This is a genomic window from Pseudomonas sp. P9_35 (assembly GCF_034008205.1).
GTDB lineage: Bacteria > Pseudomonadota > Gammaproteobacteria > Pseudomonadales > Pseudomonadaceae > Aquipseudomonas > Aquipseudomonas kilonensis.
On record NZ_CP125373.1, the window covers coordinates 4,044,067 to 4,062,149 of the forward strand.

The 18,083-nt window shown below is 62.8% G+C and carries 21 protein-coding genes; 17 read left to right on the forward strand and 4 right to left on the reverse strand.

Translation table 11 applies throughout. The features are described from left to right. Positions 1–141 precede the first annotated feature (141 nt). The 5 genes from QMK47_RS17575 (at position 142) to ada (ending at position 3,518) form a co-directional block, all read left to right on the forward strand. A complete protein-coding gene (locus tag QMK47_RS17575) occupies positions 142–444 on the forward strand; it encodes a DUF1883 domain-containing protein (protein ID WP_014337810.1) in 303 nt (100 codons plus the stop codon). A gap of 29 nt (positions 445–473) precedes the next feature. Next, on the forward strand, positions 474–644 hold the full coding sequence (locus tag QMK47_RS17580) for a hypothetical protein (protein WP_014337809.1): 171 nt from the start codon (positions 474–476) through the stop codon (positions 642–644). A gap of 325 nt (positions 645–969) precedes the next feature. After that, the gene (locus QMK47_RS17585) at positions 970–1,689 is read left to right on the forward strand and encodes a 2OG-Fe(II) oxygenase (protein WP_320388879.1); all 720 of its coding nucleotides are present in this window, start codon (positions 970–972) and stop codon (positions 1,687–1,689) included. Next, positions 1,676–2,356, forward strand: coding sequence for a DNA oxidative demethylase AlkB (gene alkB, locus QMK47_RS17590; protein WP_253475912.1), 681 nt, complete (start codon positions 1,676–1,678; stop codon positions 2,354–2,356). The genes QMK47_RS17585 and alkB overlap by 14 nt, the downstream gene beginning before the upstream one ends. Before the next feature lie 88 nt (positions 2,357–2,444). Beyond that, positions 2,445–3,518, forward strand: coding sequence for a bifunctional DNA-binding transcriptional regulator/O6-methylguanine-DNA methyltransferase Ada (ada, locus tag QMK47_RS17595; RefSeq protein ID WP_003203015.1), 1,074 nt, complete (start codon positions 2,445–2,447; stop codon positions 3,516–3,518). Here the strand turns inward: ada and QMK47_RS17600 are convergent. Next, positions 3,482–3,970, reverse strand: coding sequence for a GyrI-like domain-containing protein (locus QMK47_RS17600; RefSeq protein WP_320388880.1), 489 nt, complete (start codon positions 3,968–3,970; stop codon positions 3,482–3,484). The two genes, ada and QMK47_RS17600, sit on opposite strands and share 37 nt — an antisense overlap. A 149-nt stretch (positions 3,971–4,119) precedes the next feature. Between QMK47_RS17600 and QMK47_RS17605 the strand changes: the two genes are divergently transcribed. The 8 genes from QMK47_RS17605 (at position 4,120) to QMK47_RS17640 (ending at position 11,098) form a co-directional block, all read left to right on the forward strand. Beyond that, positions 4,120–5,190: a nitronate monooxygenase family protein gene (locus QMK47_RS17605; protein WP_320388881.1), complete on the forward strand. Its 1,071-nt coding sequence runs from the start codon at positions 4,120–4,122 to the stop codon at positions 5,188–5,190. Between the two features lie 519 nt (positions 5,191–5,709). Then, a complete protein-coding gene (gene modA, locus QMK47_RS17610) occupies positions 5,710–6,462 on the forward strand; it encodes a molybdate ABC transporter substrate-binding protein (RefSeq protein WP_258688607.1) in 753 nt (250 codons plus the stop codon). Further along, the gene (modB, locus tag QMK47_RS17615) at positions 6,463–7,143 is read left to right on the forward strand and encodes a molybdate ABC transporter permease subunit (RefSeq protein WP_003203023.1); all 681 of its coding nucleotides are present in this window, start codon (positions 6,463–6,465) and stop codon (positions 7,141–7,143) included. Positions 7,144–7,146: 3 nt separating this feature from the next. After that, positions 7,147–8,226 (forward strand): molybdenum ABC transporter ATP-binding protein, encoded by a 1,080-nt coding sequence (gene modC, locus QMK47_RS17620; protein ID WP_214511971.1) that lies wholly within the window; start codon positions 7,147–7,149, stop codon positions 8,224–8,226. 216 nt (positions 8,227–8,442) lie between these two features. Further along, positions 8,443–9,498, forward strand: coding sequence for a DNA topoisomerase IB (locus tag QMK47_RS17625; RefSeq protein ID WP_320388883.1), 1,056 nt, complete (start codon positions 8,443–8,445; stop codon positions 9,496–9,498). A gap of 116 nt (positions 9,499–9,614) precedes the next feature. Further along, positions 9,615–10,178: an ATP-dependent Clp protease proteolytic subunit gene (locus QMK47_RS17630; protein WP_014337800.1), complete on the forward strand. Its 564-nt coding sequence runs from the start codon at positions 9,615–9,617 to the stop codon at positions 10,176–10,178. Between the two features lie 128 nt (positions 10,179–10,306). Next, positions 10,307–10,486, forward strand: a complete 180-nt coding sequence (locus QMK47_RS17635; RefSeq protein ID WP_003203031.1) for a general stress protein — start codon at positions 10,307–10,309, stop codon at positions 10,484–10,486. Between the two features lie 141 nt (positions 10,487–10,627). Next, on the forward strand, positions 10,628–11,098 hold the full coding sequence (locus QMK47_RS17640; RefSeq protein WP_253475927.1) for an arsenate reductase ArsC: 471 nt from the start codon (positions 10,628–10,630) through the stop codon (positions 11,096–11,098). A 4-nt stretch (positions 11,099–11,102) separates the two neighbouring features. Here the strand turns inward: QMK47_RS17640 and QMK47_RS17645 are convergent, their stop codons facing one another. Continuing rightward, the gene (locus tag QMK47_RS17645) at positions 11,103–11,636 is read right to left on the reverse strand and encodes a DUF3087 family protein (protein ID WP_320388885.1); all 534 of its coding nucleotides are present in this window, start codon (positions 11,634–11,636) and stop codon (positions 11,103–11,105) included. A 217-nt stretch (positions 11,637–11,853) separates the two neighbouring features. Here QMK47_RS17645 and ppnN point away from each other — a divergent pair, with 217 nt between their 5' ends. Continuing rightward, entirely contained in the window at positions 11,854–13,227 is a 1,374-nt protein-coding gene (gene ppnN, locus QMK47_RS17650; RefSeq protein ID WP_253475930.1) for a nucleotide 5'-monophosphate nucleosidase PpnN, read from the forward strand. A gap of 263 nt (positions 13,228–13,490) precedes the next feature. Here ppnN and QMK47_RS17655 read toward each other — a convergent pair whose 3' ends face one another. Continuing rightward, a complete protein-coding gene (locus tag QMK47_RS17655; RefSeq protein WP_320388887.1) occupies positions 13,491–14,159 on the reverse strand; it encodes an HAD-IA family hydrolase in 669 nt (222 codons plus the stop codon). 171 nt (positions 14,160–14,330) lie between these two features. Continuing rightward, positions 14,331–15,677 carry an MATE family efflux transporter gene (locus QMK47_RS17660; protein WP_214511966.1) on the reverse strand — a complete coding sequence of 449 codons (1,347 nt, stop codon included), beginning with the start codon at positions 15,675–15,677 and terminating at the stop codon, positions 14,331–14,333. Between the two features lie 504 nt (positions 15,678–16,181). Between QMK47_RS17660 and QMK47_RS17665 the strand changes: the two genes are divergently transcribed. From QMK47_RS17665 to QMK47_RS17675, 3 genes are read left to right on the forward strand one after another with little or no spacing between them, the layout of a single operon-like run. Then, on the forward strand, positions 16,182–17,399 hold the full coding sequence (locus QMK47_RS17665) for a methyl-accepting chemotaxis protein (protein WP_320388888.1): 1,218 nt from the start codon (positions 16,182–16,184) through the stop codon (positions 17,397–17,399). Positions 17,400–17,410: 11 nt separating this feature from the next. Further along, positions 17,411–17,779, forward strand: a complete 369-nt coding sequence (locus QMK47_RS17670) for a response regulator (protein WP_003203044.1) — start codon at positions 17,411–17,413, stop codon at positions 17,777–17,779. Positions 17,780–17,794: 15 nt separating this feature from the next. Then, a complete protein-coding gene (locus QMK47_RS17675; RefSeq protein ID WP_214511964.1) occupies positions 17,795–18,079 on the forward strand; it encodes a lipid asymmetry maintenance protein MlaB in 285 nt (94 codons plus the stop codon). Positions 18,080–18,083: the final 4 nt, after the last annotated feature.

Consider the following 18,083-nt stretch of genomic DNA (forward strand, 5'->3'; position numbering starts at 1 on the left):
CTTTATTTTTCCCGCAACCTGCAATAAATGAACAAAGCCTGGAGCGCGGGCCGGATATTAACACTCGGGGCTGATAAACTGCGCATCATTGCCCCTTGCTATCGTTTTGATTTTGTAGAAAAAGCCCTTCTGGAGGCGCCCATGAAATTCATCCACCAGCGCGAGCACCTGAACGAAGACGACATTGTCGTCATCGAATGCTCCCAAATGTGCAACATCCGTTTGATGAACGACGCCAACTTCCGTAGCTTCAAGAACGGCGGCCGGCACACGTATCACGGCGGCGCGTTCGACACCTTCCCGGCCCGGATCACTGCCCCTAGCACCGGTTTCTGGAACATCACCATCGACACCGTCAGCCACCGTGCAATCAGCGTCACGCGCAAGCCGACCCTGACCCACAAGATCAAAATCATCCGGCGTTCCAGCTCGAAACTGAGCTGAATCGCCCCTTATTCAAGACAGGCAAAACCGTGGCCCAGACGACCAAATACGTCATCAAGTACAAGCTCAACGACGAACGCCGCTTCGAATTCGCGCAACTGGAAACCGGCACCGAGGAAGAAGCCAGGGCCGCATTGCAAAAGCTGCACGGCGAAACTGACGATGTGATCAGCGACGTCAAGGTCAGCAAGGCGCTGTAACAACACACCCTGATTGATTTTTGCGGCACCTGGGTGGGCACGATGCTTTTGTGGCGAGGGAGCTTGCTCCCGCTCGGCTCTGTAGGAGCTGTGTAGGAGCTGTGTAGGAGCTGTCGAGTGCAACGAGGCTGCGATCTTTCCCCAGACATTTGAGTCTCAAGCGAAAGATCAAGATCAAGATCAAGATCAAGATCAAGATCAAAAGATCGCAGGCTTCGCCAGCTCCTACAGAGCCCACAGGGATGGCTGCGTACCGCAAGAATCGGGGTGCCCTGCAACGCAGCACTGCGCAGACTGAACAGTCCTTCCAACAAGGATTGCCATCGTGCCCCCTACGCCTTCCCTGCCCCAACACCTCGCCAACCTTGACTGGCCCACCCTGGAGCAAAATCTCGACCAGGACGGCTGTACAGTCATTCGCAACCTGCTGCCGACAAAACAATGCCGGCTGCTGAGTGGTCTGTACGCCGAGCCCGGGCTTTTTCGTTCGCGGGTGATCATGGCCCGCCATGGGTTCGGGCGCGGCGAGTATCAGTATTTTCGCTATCCGCTGCCCGACCTCATCCAGCAGTTGCGCCAGTCGTTATATCCGGCGTTGGTACCGCTGGCGAACCGCTGGAATGAACACATGGGTATTGAAGTGCGCTACCCCCACGAACACCCTGACTTCATCCGGCGCTGTCACGCCGCCGGGCAATCGCGACCTACGCCGTTGTTGCTGCAATATGGTCCGCAGGACTACAACTGTCTGCACCAGGATCTGTACGGCGAGCAGGTGTTCCCGTTGCAGGTGGCGATCCTGCTGTCGGAACCGGGCCGGGATTTTACCGGCGGCGAATTTGTCCTCACCGAACAGCGCCCGCGCATGCAATCGCGGCCCCAGGTCATCGATCTGAAACAGGGCGATGCCGTGGTGTTTGCCGTGCACCAGCGGCCCGTCAAAGGCGTTCGCGGGTATTATCGGGTGAACATGCGCCATGGCGTCAGCTGCGTGCACAGCGGCAGGCGACACACCTTGGGAATCATTTTTCATGATGCGCAGTAATGACACACCGCTCACATTGGACCTGTTCGCCGACCAGGCGCCCACCACGCCTGGCCAGGTCGAGCAGATCGGCCAGCAAGCGTACGTGCTGCGCGGGTTCGCCCTGCCCTGGCTCGAACGCTTGCTGCCGGCGCTGGAAAGCGTCTTGCAGGCGGCGCCGTTCCGGCAAATGGTCACGCCCGGCGGCTTTACCATGTCGGTGGCCTTGAGCAGTTGCGGTGCGCTGGGCTGGACCACCGACCGCAGCGGCTATCGCTACACCGCCCACGACCCGCAGACCGGCCAACCCTGGCCCGACATGCCGGCGGTGTTTCGCGAACTGGCCCAGGCCGCCGCCCGGCAGGCGCACTTCGAGCATTTCGAGCCCGACGCCTGCCTGATCAACCGCTACGTGCCCGGCGCGCGGATGTCGCTGCACCAGGACAAGAACGAACGCTCCCTCGCCGCCCCCATCGTCTCGATGTCCCTGGGCCTGCCGGCGGTGTTCCAGTTCGGCGGCTTCGAGCGCAGCGACAAAAGCCTGCGCATCCCGTTGTTCCATGGCGACATCGTGGTCTGGGGCGGCGTCGACCGGTTGCGCTACCACGGCGTGTTGCCGCTCAAGGAAGGCCAGCACCCGCGCCTGGGCGCCCAGCGGATCAACCTGACGTTTCGCACCGCCGGGTGAAGGTGCAGAATTCAACCGCAAGACCCGGAGTGTCGTCACTTGGATGGCTCGCTACTGTAGCCAAAACGGGCCAATGGACATAACGACCATGAACAGCACTTCGAACAATCTCGCCCCTGAACTGGATCCTCGCTGGGCCGCCGTGCTCGCCCGCGATCCTCGCGCCGACGGCACCTTCGTCTATGGCGTGAAAACAACCGGTATCTATTGCCACCCCAGCAGCCTGTCGCGCCTGCCCAACCCGCGCAACGTCGAGTTCTTCGACACGCCTGAGCAAGCCCAGGCAGCCGGCTACCGGCCCAGCAAGCGCGTGGCCCGCGACCAGACCCAGATCGCCGCCCAACAAGCGGCACGGGTTGCCGCCGCCTGCCGGCAGATCGAGGCGGCTGAGGAACTGCCTGGCCTGAATGAACTGGCAGAAAGCGCGGGCTTGAGCCCCTTCCATTTTCATCGGGTCTTCAAGGCAGTCACCGGCCTGACCCCCAAGGGTTATGCCGCCGCCCACCGCTCACGCAAGGTGCGCGAACGCCTGGCCGATGGCGGCACGATCACCGAGGCGCTGTACGACGCCGGTTTCAACTCCAACAGCCGCTTTTATGAGGCAGCCGACAAGGTGTTGGGCATGAAACCCGCCGACTATCGCGCCGCCGGGCAGAACACCGACATCCGTTTCGCCGTCGGCCAATGCTCCCTCGGGGCAATCCTGGTGGCGCAAAGCGAGCGTGGCGTGTGCGCGATCCTGCTGGGGGACGACCCGGACGCGTTGGTGCGCGACCTGCAAGACAAATTCCGCCGGGCCAACCTGATCGGTGCCGACCGCGAGTTCGAGCAATTGATCGCCCAGGTGGTTGGCTTCATCGAAGCGCCGGCCCTGGGCCTGGACCTGCCCTTGGACCTGCGCGGCACCGCCTTCCAGGAGCGGGTCTGGCAAGCGTTGCGGGACATTCCCGCAGGCAGCACCGCCAGCTACGCCGAGATCGCCCAGCGCATCGGCATGCCCAAGGCCGTGCGCGCCGTGGCCCAGGCCTGCGGCGCCAACAGCCTGGCGGTGGCGATCCCTTGCCACCGGGTGGTACGCAGCGACGGCAACCTGTCGGGCTATCGCTGGGGCGTGGAGCGCAAGCGTCAGTTGCTGGCGCTGGAACGCTCGTCCGGGGATTGAATGCCGATGTAGATCGCCACCGAATCGGGGCCACTGTAGACCTCGAAATCGGTGGTGAAACGGCGCAATGTCTGCGGGTTATCCGCGAAGTACGCCCAGATCAGGCCCCAGGTCTGGATCACGCAGTCGGGCATCGCCCCCTTGGCCGCAAACATCAGGTAATCCCCGCCCTCGATGTCCACGGCGGGGTAGCCTGCGCTGGTCGCATCCACCTGCACCCCGGCCGTCACATCGAAGTGGCCGGTGGCGTCGGACTCGTAATTGGAATACACCCCGTAGACGAACGACTCCGACTGCCGGGCCGGAATCGTGTCGAACAGCCCTTCGTTGAAGAACTGCTGCCACATCGGGCCGATCCGGGCGGTGTCGGGCTGCTGCTCGTCGGTGTTGCGGGTGCGCACCTGCAAACCGGCCACGGTGAAGGGTTCGACGGTCTTGAGTTTCACGTCCATGGGTTGGGCTCCTTGATGTATGAAGCGCGCATGGTAACCCTCCCACCGTCGGGATCAAGTCGCAGCGCTCGATTGAAAAACTCGACTGGCCCTCGCCGGCCCACACCTGCTAAAAACGCTGTTTCCTTCTGCCGTCGGAGACCCCGCACATGAGCCAGTGGCCAGACACTCGCATTCTTGACCTGCTCGGTATCGAGCTGCCCATCATCCAGGGGCCGCTGGCCGGGGTGACCGGGCCGGCCATGGTGGTCGCGACGTGCAATGCCGGCGGGCTGGGTTCGATGCCGGCAGCAATGCTCGATGTCGAGCAACTGCGCCAGGCGCTGACGACCATCGGCGAGCAGACCGACAAACCGTTCAATGTGAATTTTTTCTGTCACCAGCCGCCGGCCTTCGACGAACAGCGGGCCGCGGCCTGGAAGCAACGGCTCAAGCCGTACTACCAGGAACTGGGCGTCGACTTCGAGGCGCCGACCCCGGTGTCCAACCGCACGCCCTTCGATGATGCCGCCTGCCGGGTGCTGGAAGAGATGCGTCCGAAAGTGGTCAGTTTCCATTTCGGCCTGCCGGAAAAATCCTTGCTGGATCGGGTGAAGGCCACTGGCGCGAAAATCCTTTCCTCGGCCACCACCGTCGAGGAGGCCATCTGGCTGGAACAGCATGGTTGCGACGCGATCATTGCCATGGGTTACGAAGCCGGTGGTCATCGCGGGATGTTCCTCAGCGACGACCTCAACACCCAAGTCGGGCTGTTTGCCTTGCTGCCGCAGGTGGTGGATGCGGTGAAGGTGCCGGTGATCGCCACCGGCGGCATTGGCGATGCGCGGGGGATCGTCGCGGCGTTCGCCCTGGGGGCCTCGGCGGTGCAACTGGGCAGCGCCTACCTGTTCACGCCCGAGGCGAAGATCAGCGCTTCCCATCACCGCGCGTTGCGCACGGCCAAGGAAAGCCAGACCGCTGTGACCAACCTGTTCACCGGTCGCCCGGCCCGAGGCATCGTCAACCGGGTGATGCGCGAAGTGGGCCCGATGAGCCCACTGGCCCCGGCATTCCCCCTGGCGGGCGGCGCGTTGATGCCGTTGCGCGCCAAGGGCGAAGCAGACTTCAGCAACCTCTGGGCCGGCCAGGCCTTCCCCCTGGGCCGCGAGCTGTCGACGGCCGAGCTGACGCGGCGGCTGGCCGAAGAGGCGTTGGCCCGACTCCACAGGGCGAATGCCTGATCGAACGCCATCGCGAGCAGGCTCGCTCCCACAGGGAATAGGGGGCAACCGGCACATCCAGGCACACCACCGGACCTGTGGGAGCTGAGCTTGCTCGCGATAGCGATAGCACATTCAAAATGGATGCAAGCTGCCCCACCGTCATCGCGAGCAAGCTTGGCTCCCACAGGGAATAGGGGGCAACCGGCACATCCGGGTACACCACTGGACCTGTGGGAGCCGAGCTTGCTCGCGATAGCGGTAGCACATTCAAAATGGATGCAAGCTGACCCACCGTCATCGCGAGCAAGCTTGGCTCCCACAGGGAATAGGGGGCAACCGGCACATCCGGGTACACCACAGGGGGCCTGAGGTGGCAGCAGGATTTATGTTCACCACAGAACTCTGTGGGAGCGAGCCTGCTCGCGATGGGGCCAGCCCCTGCATCCACACTCCCCAGGCAAAATGCCGCGTTCCGTTTGTCGGTCATTCGCTATATATTCCGGTATATAGCGAACCTGACCCCACGGAGCCTCACCCATGCCCCTCACCCGTTTCGCACCGTTGCTGCTGACCACGCTCTTCACCGTTGGCGCCGTCCAGGCCGCTGAGGTGCAGGTGGCGGTCGCTGCCAATTTCACCGCGCCGATCCAGGCCATCGCCGCCGATTTCGAAAAAGACACCGGGCACAAGCTGGTGGCGGCTTACGGGGCCACCGGGCAGTTCTACACCCAGATCAAGAACGGCGCGCCATTCGAAGTCTTCCTCGCCGCCGACGACACCACCCCGGCCAAACTCGAAAGCGAAGGCGACACCGTCAAGGGCTCGCGTTTCACCTACGCGGTCGGCACCCTGGCGCTGTGGTCAGCCAAGGACGGTTATGTCGACAGCCAGGGCCAGGTGCTCAAGCGCAACGACTTCCAGCACCTGTCCATCGCCAACCCGAAAGCCGCACCCTACGGCCTGGCCGCGACTCAGGTGCTGGACAAGCTCGGCTTGAGCGCGCAGGTGAAAAGCAAGCTCGTCGAAGGCCAGAACATCACCCAGGCCTATCAATTCGTCTCCACCGGTAACGCCGAACTCGGTTTCGTCGCCTTGTCCCAGGTGTACAAGGACGGCAAAGTGACGGGCGGCTCGGCGTGGATCGTCCCGGCTGAACTGCACGACCCGATCAAACAGGACGCGGTGATTCTCAACAAGGGCCGGGACAACCCCGCTGCCGCGGCCCTGGTGGATTACCTCAAGGGCCCGAAAGCCGCCGCCATCATCCAAACCTACGGTTACCAACGCTAAATGCCACTGACCAGCGCCGACTATGCCGCCATCTGGCTGACCCTGAAACTGGCGTCATTGACCACGGTGATCCTGCTGCTCATCGGCACGCCCATCGCATTGTGGCTGTCGCGCACCCGCTCCTGGCTACGCGGGCCGGTGGGTGCGGTGGTGGCGTTGCCGTTGGTGCTGCCGCCCACGGTGATCGGTTTTTACCTGTTGCTGGCGTTGGGGCCAAACGGCTGGATCGGCCAGCTCACCCAAGCCCTCGGGTTGGGTACCCTCACCTTCAGCTTCACCGGGCTGGTGATCGGCTCGGTGATCTATTCCATGCCGTTTGTGGTGCAGCCGTTGCAGAACGCCTTTGCCGCCATCGGCAGTCGCCCCCTGGAAGTCGCCGCCACCCTGCGGGCCGGGCCTTGGGATACGTTTTTCAGCGTCATCCTGCCCCTGGCCCGCCCCGGCTTCATCACCGCGGCGATTCTCGGCTTTGCCCACACCGTCGGCGAATTCGGCGTGGTGCTGATGATCGGCGGCAACATCCCGGAGAAAACCCGGGTGGTGTCGGTGCAGATCTACGACCATGTCGAAGCCCTGGAATATGCCCAGGCCCACTGGCTGGCCGCGGCGATGCTGGTGTTTTCATTCCTGGTGCTGCTGGCGCTGTACTCCAGCCGTCGAACCCGTGCCGGTTGGAGCTGATCGATGATTCACGCGCGTTTTCAGCTCGACCACGGGGCTTTTTCCCTGGACCTGGATGTGCAACTGCCGGGCCGTGGCGTGACCGCCCTGTACGGGCCTTCCGGTTCCGGCAAAACCACCTGCCTGCGCTGCATTGCCGGGTTGGAGCGGCCGGCCCGGGGTTTTATCGAGGTCAACGGCCAAGTCTGGCAAGACAGTGAGCACGGCGTGTTCGTGCCGCCCCATAAACGGTCGGTGGGGTATGTGTTCCAGGAGGCAAGCCTGTTCGCCCATCTGTCGGTACGGGCCAACCTGGCGTTCGGCCTCAAGCGCATCGCGCCGGCACAACGGCGGGTGGACATGCAACAGGCGACCGAACTGCTGGGCATCGGGCACTTGCTCGATCGGCAGCCGCACAACCTGTCCGGCGGCGAACGCCAACGGGTGGGCATCGCCCGCGCCCTGCTCACCAGCCCGCAACTGCTGCTGATGGATGAGCCGCTGGCGGCCCTCGATACCCGGCGCAAAAACGAAATCCTGCCGTACCTGCAACGGCTCCACGATGAGCTGGACATCCCGGTGCTGTATGTCAGCCATTCCCAGGACGAAGTGGCGCGCCTGGCCGATCATATCGTGCTGCTCGACGGCGGCCGCGCGCTGGCCAGTGGGCCGATCGGCGAAACCCTGGCCCGGCTCGACCTGCCATTGGCCCTGGGGGATGACGCCGGAGTGGTGATCGAGGGCAAGGTCAGCGGTTATGACCCGGCTTATCAATTGCTGACCCTGAATCTGCCCGACAGCCAATTGAACGTCCGCGTGGCCCACACATCCCTGGCCCTCGGCCAGCCGCTGCGTTTCAAGGTCCAGGCCCGGGATGTCAGCCTCAGCCTGGCGAACGATGCCCAGACCAGCATCCTCAATCGCCTGCCGGTCACCGTGGTCAGCGAACAGGCGGCCGACAACGCCGCCCATGTGCTGATCCGCCTGGAAGCCGCCGGCACCCCGCTGCTGGCGCGCATCACCCGCTATTCGCGCGATCAGCTGAAATTGCATCCAGGGCAGGTGTTATGGGCGCAGATCAAGGCGGTGGCGGTGTTGGCGTAGGATTCGGGCTTCTCAGGTGACCCCAAACCTGTGGGAGCGAGCTTGCTCGCGATAGCGGTGAGTCAGCTTGCATAAAGGTTGAATGTGCCGGCGCCATCGCGAGCAAGCTCGCTCCCACAGGTTCGGCGGCGGCAGCCTCAGAATCTTGGCACGACGGCAACAGCCTGCGGTCAATGAATTCACAGGCCACCGGATTCGTTGCCAAGGACTCTTTTCATGCCCGACACCCTGCCGCCGGATGCGCTGCCGGCCGACCTGCATTATGTCGATGACACGGCCCCGGGCATCACCCGCAAAAAGCAGCGGGGCAAATTCTGTTATTTCGACCCACAGGGCCAGCGCATCACCGACGCGGCCGAGATCCAGCGCATCAATGCCCTGGCGGTGCCACCGGCCTACACCGATGTCTGGATCTGCACCGACCCGAGCGGCCATCTCCAGGCCACCGGGCGCGATGCCCGCGGGCGCAAGCAGTACCGTTACCATGCGCGCTGGCGTGAGGTCCGTGATGCGGACAAGTATTCGCGGATGCTGGAGTTCGGACGGGCCCTGCCGCGCTTGCGCAAACGCTTGGAGGAAATCCTCGCCACGCCCGGGTTCAGCCGCGACAAAGTCATGGCCACGGTCATCACCCTGCTGGACGTGACCCTGATCCGCGTCGGCAACAGCCAATACGCCCGGGACAATCGCTCCTATGGCCTGACGACCCTGCGCAACAAACATGTCGAGATCAACGGCAGCGCCATCGCCTTCCAGTTCCGCGGCAAGAGCGGCATCGAGCACCAGATCACCGTGAAGGACCGGCGCCTGGCGCGGATCATCAAGCGCTGCCAGGAGATCCCCGGGCAAAATCTGTTCCAGTACCTGGACGAACACGGCGAGCGCCACGCCATCAGTTCTTCGGACATCAACGCCTACCTCAAGACCCTCACTGGCGCTGACTTCACCGCCAAGGACTACCGCACCTGGGCCGGCAGTGCTGCCGCTCTGGCCGGGTTGCGGACGCTGCGCTGGGAAACCGAAAGCGAGGCCAAAAGGCATGTCGCCGAGATGGTCAGGCAAGTCGCCCGACAGCTGGGCAACACGCCGACCGTCTGTCGCAAGTGCTACATTCATCCTGCGGTGGTGGAGGGATTCCTGCTCGGTGCCCTGACCCAGTTGCCCAAACCCCGGGCACGTAAAGGCCTCAGCGAAGAAGAAGCCGGGCTGACGCTATTTCTGCAGCGCATGACCCAAGCCGCCCAGAAATGCGAACAACAGCAACCGGCTTGATGCGCTCACCGGCAGCCAGCCACGGATGAGGAACATCCGCAGACCGCTGGACTCCCAACTGTACGGCACAGCCGACCCGCAGGCACTTCAAAGGGTGAAGTCGACAGGAGTTTCAGATGTCCGAACACATTGTCCATTTTCATTGCCAGATCGATCAGGGCACCACCGAACGCTTTCGCGATAACTGCCTGGAGGCCATTGAGAAAGGCGCCGACTCGCTGATGCTCAATCTCTCCACAGTCGGCGGCAGTACCAACTTCGGTTTCACCCTCTACACCTTCATCAAGTCCCTGCCGGTACCGGTACGTGCGGTGAACGCCGGCAACATCGAGTCGATGGGCATCGTCATGTACCTGGCCGCCAGCGACCGCACCACCACCCCGCATTCGCGGTTCCTGATTCATCCGATGAACTGGTACTTCGGCCAGAAATCCGTGGACCACTCACGCTTGCGCGAGTACCTGTCCAGCCTGGACAACGACGTGGCGCGCTACGTGGAAATCTACGTCAAGGAAACCGCTGGCGCGGCGACGCAGCTGGATATCTTCAAATGCCTGTGCGCCGAAGAGCGGGTGATTCCGGCGGAAAACTCCCTGGCTTTCGGCATTGCCCATCGGGTCGAGCAAGTGGTATTCCCGGCAGATGCCAAGCATTGGAAAGTCAGCGGCGGCGAGGATTAGAAGTGAAGTCGGGCGGCCGACCATTCGTCGCCAGCAAGCGGTTTTTTTTTAAACTTCCCCCGGCCAATTTCTTTCCCAACTAATGCGAGGCACGTTGCTCGCTCAACCAAAAATGAGGATTCTCGAAAATGGCCAGTAGCGGAAACAAAAACCCAGGCAACTTCGCAAATGATCGTGAAAAAGCATCGGAAGCCGGCAAGAAAGGCGGACAGGCGTCGGGCGGCAACGTTGCCAACGACCGGCAAAAAGGCACTGGAGCCGGTAACAAAGGTAGCGAACGCAGCCAAGGCGGCGGCAGAAAATCGTAACCACCCAGATCGTTGGGGCGCAGACGTACTGCGCCCCGGCGCTATCCGCTCTCGCCCTCGCTACAAATACGAAATTCCATATATTCGATTGTCCGCATATACTCCGGCGCAGCCCAACCTTGCGCTTATCGGAGCCGATCGATGAAAGTCCTCTTCATGTGCACAGCCAACAGTTGCCGCAGCATTCTCAGCGAAGCGATGTTCAACCATCTGGCCCCGGCCGGGTTCGAGGCCGTCAGTGCCGGCAGTTTCCCAAAGGGCCACGTGCTGCCGCGCAGCCTGAGCACCTTGCAAGAAGCCGGTATCAGCATAAAAGGCTTGCGCAGCAAGGGTAACGACGCGTTCGAGGACAGCCCGCCGGACATCGTCATCACCGTGTGCGACAGCGCCGCCCGCGATGCGTGCCCGGTGTACTTCGGCCCGGCCATCAAGGCCCACTGGGGCCTGGTCGATCCATCGAACGTCAGAGGCAGCGACGATCAGATCGGCCAGGCCTTCCATGCCACCCTGGATCGTATCGAAAGCCGCTGCCGGGCCTTTTTTGCCCTGCCCTTCGACCAGCTCGATGCCCAGGCCCTGAAAGCCGAACTCGACCGCATCGGCACCCTCTGACCGCTCAACCTGCGCGATAGGCCTGCTTCACCGTCTCGATCCAGCTCGCCTCCAGGCGCGACTGTACGGTGTCCAGGCCCAGCGCCTGCATCTTCGCCAGGTGCGCGTCGGCCTCTCGCGCCAGGGAGCCCTGGGCGCTGGAGTTGGCGTCCAGCTGATGCATCTGGGCCAGCCCCAGGTGATAGAAACGCAGCAGCTTCATGGCGATGGGGTCCTGGGCCTGCACGCCAGCTGTCACCTGGTGCATCACGTTGGTGATTTTCATCAGGCTGCGCTTGAGCTGCCAGCCGTACACGGCGGCGGCCATCCACGGCTGCGACCAGAAATACAGGCGCATCAGCGCAGCCATCGCCAGCACCGCGACAATCACCCCGCCGAGATTGAAACGAAAGTTATCGCCCCCGGGCGTGCCCAGCAGCATCACGCTCAGGCTGGACAGCAGCATCGCCAGGGCCAGGAACACCACTGCGATGATCAGGGTGCTGCGGCGAGTCTGCTTGCGGTACGTGTCGCCATCCCACGGTTTGATCTCGAACATCGCGGTGCAATTTCCTTGTACGGCATCAAAAGAGTCACGCATTATCGCCTGCCCGGTCGATTTAGCTATGCTGGAGCTCATTTTGTAGCGCAACCGACTCGCCGGGTCCGGATCAAAGTCCATGGCGATAGCGCAAGGATCGTGCGATCTTTCTACGTGGACGTTTTTTTCAAGATGCCGTCGTTGTGTGCATGGCATCGTTTTCAAGGAAAGCTGAATGACTCAAAGACATGTAATCAACGCCTCGGTAAGCCCCAAAGGCAGCCTGGAGACCTTGTCCCAGCGCGAAGTCCAGCAATTGAGCGAAGCCGGTTCCGGCAGTATCTATACCCTCTTCCGCCAGTGCGCCCTGGCCATCCTCAACACCGGCGCCCATGTTGATAACGCCAAGACCATCCTGGAAGCCTACAAGGACTTCGAAATCCGTATTCACCAGCAGGACCGGGGCGTGCGCCTGGAGCTGCTGAACGCGCCGGCCGACGCGTTCGTCGACGGCGAAATGATCGCCAGCACCCGGGAAATGCTGTTCAGCGCCCTGCGCGACATCGTCTACACCGAGAACGAGCTGGACAGCCAGCGCATCGACCTCAGCTCGTCCCAGGGCATCAGCGACTACGTGTTCCACCTGCTGCGCAACGCCCGCACCTTGCGTCCAGGCGTGGAGCCGAAAATCGTCGTGTGCTGGGGCGGTCACTCGATCAACACCGAAGAATACAAATACACCAAGAAAGTCGGCCACGAACTGGGCCTGCGCAGCCTGGACATCTGCACCGGTTGCGGCCCTGGCGTGATGAAAGGCCCGATGAAAGGCGCCACCATTGCCCATGCCAAGCAGCGCATCCACGGCGGTCGCTACCTGGGCCTGACGGAACCGGGCATCATCGCCGCCGAGGCGCCGAACCCGATCGTCAATGAGCTGGTGATCCTGCCGGACATCGAGAAACGCCTCGAGGCTTTCGTACGTGTCGGTCACGGCATCATCATCTTCCCAGGTGGCGCTGGTACGGCGGAAGAGTTCCTCTACCTGCTGGGTATCCTGATGCACCCGGCCAACCAGGACCTGCCGTTCCCGGTGGTTCTCACCGGGCCGAAAAGCGCCGCGCCGTACCTCGATCAGTTGCATGCGTTTGTCGGTGCGACCCTGGGTGAGGCGGCGCAGAAGCACTATCAGATCATCATCGACGACCCGGCCGAAGTGGCGCGGCAGATGACCCAGGGGCTCAAGGAGGTCAAGCAGTTCCGCCGCGAGCGCAACGACGCCTTCCACTTCAACTGGCTGCTGAAGATCGACGAGGGCTTCCAGCGCCCGTTCGACCCGACCCACGCCAACATGGCCAGCCTGGGCCTGAGCCGCGACCTGCCCGCCCACGAACTGGCCGCCAACCTGCGCCGGGCGTTCTCGGGGATCGTGGCCGGTAACGTCAAGGACAAGGGCATCCGCCTGATCGAAGAACACGGCCCGTACGAGATCCACGGCGACACCGCCATCATGGAACCCCTCGACCGCCTGCTCCAGGCCTTCGTCGCCCAGCACCGCATGAAACTGCCGGGTGGCGCGGCGTATGTGCCGTGCTATCGCGTGGTGACCTGACCTATCTGAGGACTACAAATCCAATGTGGGAGCGAGCTTGCTCGCGATAGCGCCGGCACATTCAGCACAGATGCAAGCTGAACCACCGCTATCGCGAGCAAGCTCGCTCCCACAGTTTTTGAGTCGTTCACAGGCATCGCAACCACCACAAATCCCCCTGTGGGAGCGAGCCTGCTCGCGATGGCGGCGGCACATTCAGCATTGTTGCAAGCTGAACCACCGCTATCGCGAGCAAGCTCGCTCCCACAGGAGTTCTGCTGTGGTCACAGAGTCGGGGTCAGCCGCATCAGGCCGGCTTCATCCACTTCAATGCCGAGCCCAAGGTAATCCTTGATCTGCGGATGAAGGGTGACCACCGGGTGCGTATGCGTCGCCGTCACCACCAGCACATCCGCCTCGGCCGCCTCGCCTGCCTGGATGCCCGCCTCGGCGTCTTCAAAGACCAGGCATTCCTGCGGCGTCACTTGCAGGCGTTCGGCGGCCAGGCGATAGCAGGCGGGGTTGGGCTTGCCGTCGCTGACGTCTTCGGCCGTGACCATGACCAAAGGGCGTGGAATTGCGGCGGCTTCCATGCGGCGCAAGGCCAATGCCATGGGCGCTGAGGTGACGATTGCCCAGCGCTCTGGCGGCAGGCTGTTCAGAAAGGCCTGCGCACCGAGCACCTGCACCACCCCTTCAACGTCTTCGATTTCCTCGCGGGTAATCTGCTCGGCCTCGGCCTGGGCATCCACCCCCGGCAAGCGCTGGCGGGCGATGGTGTCGATGGCGCGCACGCCATGGATCGTCGGCAGGAACGTCGCCACGTCCACGCCATGGCGCAGGGCCCAGCGCGTCCAGATCCGCTCGGCGGCGGCGATGGAATTGAGCAGAGTGCCGTCCATGTCGAACAGGAAGGCGCGGTAGGCAATGTGGGTGGGGAGACTGGCAGGCATCGGATCCTCGGTGGCGGCGTGGCGGGTGATGGCCACTGTAACATCGCCAGAACCCAATCCCCTGTGGGAGCGAGCTTGCTCGCGATAGCGGTGGGTCAGCTTGCATCGATGCTGGATGTGCCGGCGCTATCGCGAGCAAGCTCGCTCCCACAGGGTTTAGTGGTGGGTGGGTTACACCAGCCGCTCGATCGACTGATGCTGCCACACCCGCTTGTAGTACAGCGTCTGCAACAGCAGCATGCTCAAGTAGGCCACCGGGAACGCCATCCACACCCCTTGCAGCCCGAAGTGAGCGTCCAGCAGATACGCCGCCGGCACTTGCACGGCGACGATGCAGAAGATCGAGATGGCGACCGGCACCAGCACCGTGCCGCTGGCGCGCATGATGCCGCCGACGATCGCCTGGAAGCCGAACACCAGCAGGCTCCAGAGCATGATGTGCAGCAGGTGTTCGGCCTGGACCCGTGCCGCCGGATCGGTGATGAACAACCCCAGCAGCCAGTGGGACAACAGATAACCCAGGACCACCAGCCCACCGGTAAGCCAGAGGTTGATCAACAACCCCGTGCGCAGGATCGGCCCCAGGCGCTCCAGGCGTCCGGCACCGATGGCCTGGGCGCCGAGGATCGAAGCGGTGATGGCGATCGACAGCGCCGGAAACTGCACGTAGTTGACGATCTGCGTCACCGCGCCGTAGGCCGCCGTGGCCTGGGAGCCATGGCTATTGACCAGCGTCAGGATGACCAACTCGGACAACGAGATCACCACCATCTGCAACCCGGTGGGCAAGCCAATGCGCAGCACTTTGCCAAGGATCTCCGTGTCCAGGCGCATCGCCGCGAACAACGCCCGGTCCGGTGCCAGGGCATGCTCGCGACGGTTCAGGCGCCACGCCAGCATGGCCATGGCCGAGGCCGTCCCCACCAACCCCGCCAGCGCCGCGCTCTGGATGCCCATCGGCGGCAACCCCAGCCAGCCACGAATCAATGCCGGCGTGAGCAGCAGCCCGACACTGGTGGAAATCAGCAGCGCCAACATCGGTGACACCGTATCGCTCACCCCGCGCAGCAGCTGGGTAAACAGCACAAATACCAGCAACATCGGCAGGATCCACATCATGACCCGAGCATAGGAAACGGCGTCCTCCAGCACATCGGCCGGCGTGCCGAGCCCCTGCAACGCCTGGCGCGCAAAGACACTGCCAAGCACCGCCGCCGTCAGGCCGATGATCGCCCCCAACAACAACGTCGAACCGGCAATCGCCTTCACCGTGCCGGTTTCTCCGGCGCCATAGGCCTGCCCGATCAACACCCCCGCCCCCGCGCCGAGGCCAATCACCAATGCGATAAAGAAAAACACGATGGGAAACATGCCCGACACCGCCGCCAAGGCCTGGGTACCGAGCATCTGGCCGATGTAGATGCTGTTGAATGTGCCAGACATGGACTGCAGGAAATTGGACAGGACCATGGGGGCCAGGAACAGGAGATAGGTTTTCCAGAGGGGCTGGGTGGGCATGGGGGCTCTGATGGCAGGTTCGAAAATCCAATGCGGGGTAATTTAGCGCAATCCATTCAGTCTGTTTCAGAAGAATCAGCGCGCACCGGCCTTTGTGGCGAGGGAGCTTGCTCCCGCTGGGCTGCATTGTAGGAGCTGCCGAGCGAAGCGAGACTGCGATCTTCCAAAGGCCAGTTGAGTCGCAAGTGAACGATCAAAAGATCGCAGCCTTCGGCAGCTCCTACAGAGCCGCGCGGGAGCAAGCTCCCTCGCCACAAAGGCCGGTGCGCCATCCACAAAGGCCCGTGCGCCATCTCCCTCGCCATGCGGCTTATACCTTCGTCGGGTGCATTCGACATTTCACAGACTGCGTCTAATCTGAAGTAGCACAGTGCCACGCGCTGTGTAGGCTAATGCCTACAGCAATACCGGTATCGGACAGCCGGTCTTAAAGTCCGAGTAGGGGTCGCAGATAACCAGTTATTCGCAAATAACCTGTTAGCAACACTGTTCAAGGACCGAACCATGACGTCGTACTCTCACGGTCATTCCCTTTCCCAAGCCCAACCCCGCATCCTCTGGAATGCCGTGCTGGTGGCCGTTGCCGCGAGCATCGGCGTGCTGGCGCTCAATGGTGCGAGCGCACAAAACATCGGTTTGAGTGTGGCGATCCTGGCCGCAGGCGTCGGTGCCGGCGTATGGGGTGCGCGTTCGCAACGCCGGCAGTTCGACAGCGCCATCGCCGCCGCCATGGCCCGCCACGACCTGCAAGCCGGCGAGCACCTGGCCCATAAAACCCGCGAGCAACTCAACGAAGTCATTCTTGGTGCCATGCCGATCTGGGCCAAGCAGGTCGAAAGCTCCCGACAGCAGACCGAAACCGCAATCGTCTCGCTGACCAGCCGCTTCACCGGCATTTCTTCGCGCCTGGAAGAGACCGTGCAAGCCTCGCAACTGGCCGCCGGTGAGTTGGCCGGCAGCAGCAGTGGCGGTGCCGTGCAGGTGCTGGCCAAGAGCGAAAGTGAACTGGTCAAGGTCATCGATTCGCTGAAGGCCACCCAGGCCAGCCGCGATGAAACCCTGGCCCAGGTGCGTAACCTGACGGCCTATACCGGCGAGCTGCGGACCATGGCCGCCGATGTCGCGGCGATTGCCGCGCAGACCAACCTGCTGGCCCTCAACGCCGCCATCGAAGCCGCCCGTGCCGGCGAGGCCGGGCGTGGGTTTGCCGTGGTGGCCGACGCCGTGCGCAGTCTCTCGAGCAAGTCCAGCGAGACCGGCCAGCAGATGTCGGCCAAGGTCGACATCATCAACACCGCCATCACCCAACTGGTGCATGCCGCCTCCAGCGGTGCGGACCAGGACAGCCATTCGGTCAGTGCCTCCGAGCAAAGCATCCAGCAGGTGCTGGAGCGCTTCAAGAGTGTCACCGGCAGCTTGGCCGACTCGGCCGACATGCTGCAGCGCGAGAGCTTCGGCATCCGCGATGAACTCACCGAGGTGCTGGTCAGCCTGCAATTCCAGGATCGGGTCAGCCAGATCCTCAGCCATGTGCGCGACAACATCGAGGACCTGCACGTGCACATGCAGCAGGCCAACCAGTCGCCCGAACAGGCTGTTTCCATCGACGCCCGCCAATGGCTGGCGCGCATGGAAACCACCTACGCCACCGACGAGCAACGCCGTAATCACCACGGCGACTCGAGCGCGCAACAGACTTCACAGGAAATTACCTTCTTTTAGGAGCGCCGTTCATGGCTAAAAGTGTATTGGTTGTCGACGACTCCGCGAGCGTTCGACAGGTGGTCGGCATCGCGTTGAAAAGTGCCGGCTATGACGTGATCGAAGCCAGCGATGGCAAGGACGCACTGGGCAAGCTCAATGGCCAGAAAGTGCACCTGATCATCAGTGACGTGAACATGCCCAACATGGACGGCATCACCTTCGTCAAGGAGGTCAAGAAGCTGGCCAGCTACAAGTTCACGCCGATCATCATGCTCACCACCGAATCCCAGGAATCGAAGAAACAGGAAGGCCAGGCCGCCGGAGCCAAGGCCTGGGTGGTCAAGCCGTTCCAGCCGGCGCAAATGCTGGCGGCGGTATCCAAGCTGATTCTTCCTTGATCGCCGGAGGCTCCGATGCCGTTGCAATACGAGACACACGATGACACCGCCCAGGTGCACATCGACGGCGAGCTGACGATCTACACCGCCGCCGACCTGGCCGCGCAATGGTTGCCGCACCTGGGCGCAACGCCGCGGATGGCCCTTGATCTGTCGCAGATCACCGAGATGGACGGCGCCGGCCTGCAACTGCTGCTGATGGTGCAGCGCGAGGCCGCCAAGGCCGGCACCCAACTGACATTGACCGGCCAAAGCAAAGCCGTCACGGAAACACTTGCCCTGTGCAACCTGGTTGCCTAGGGCC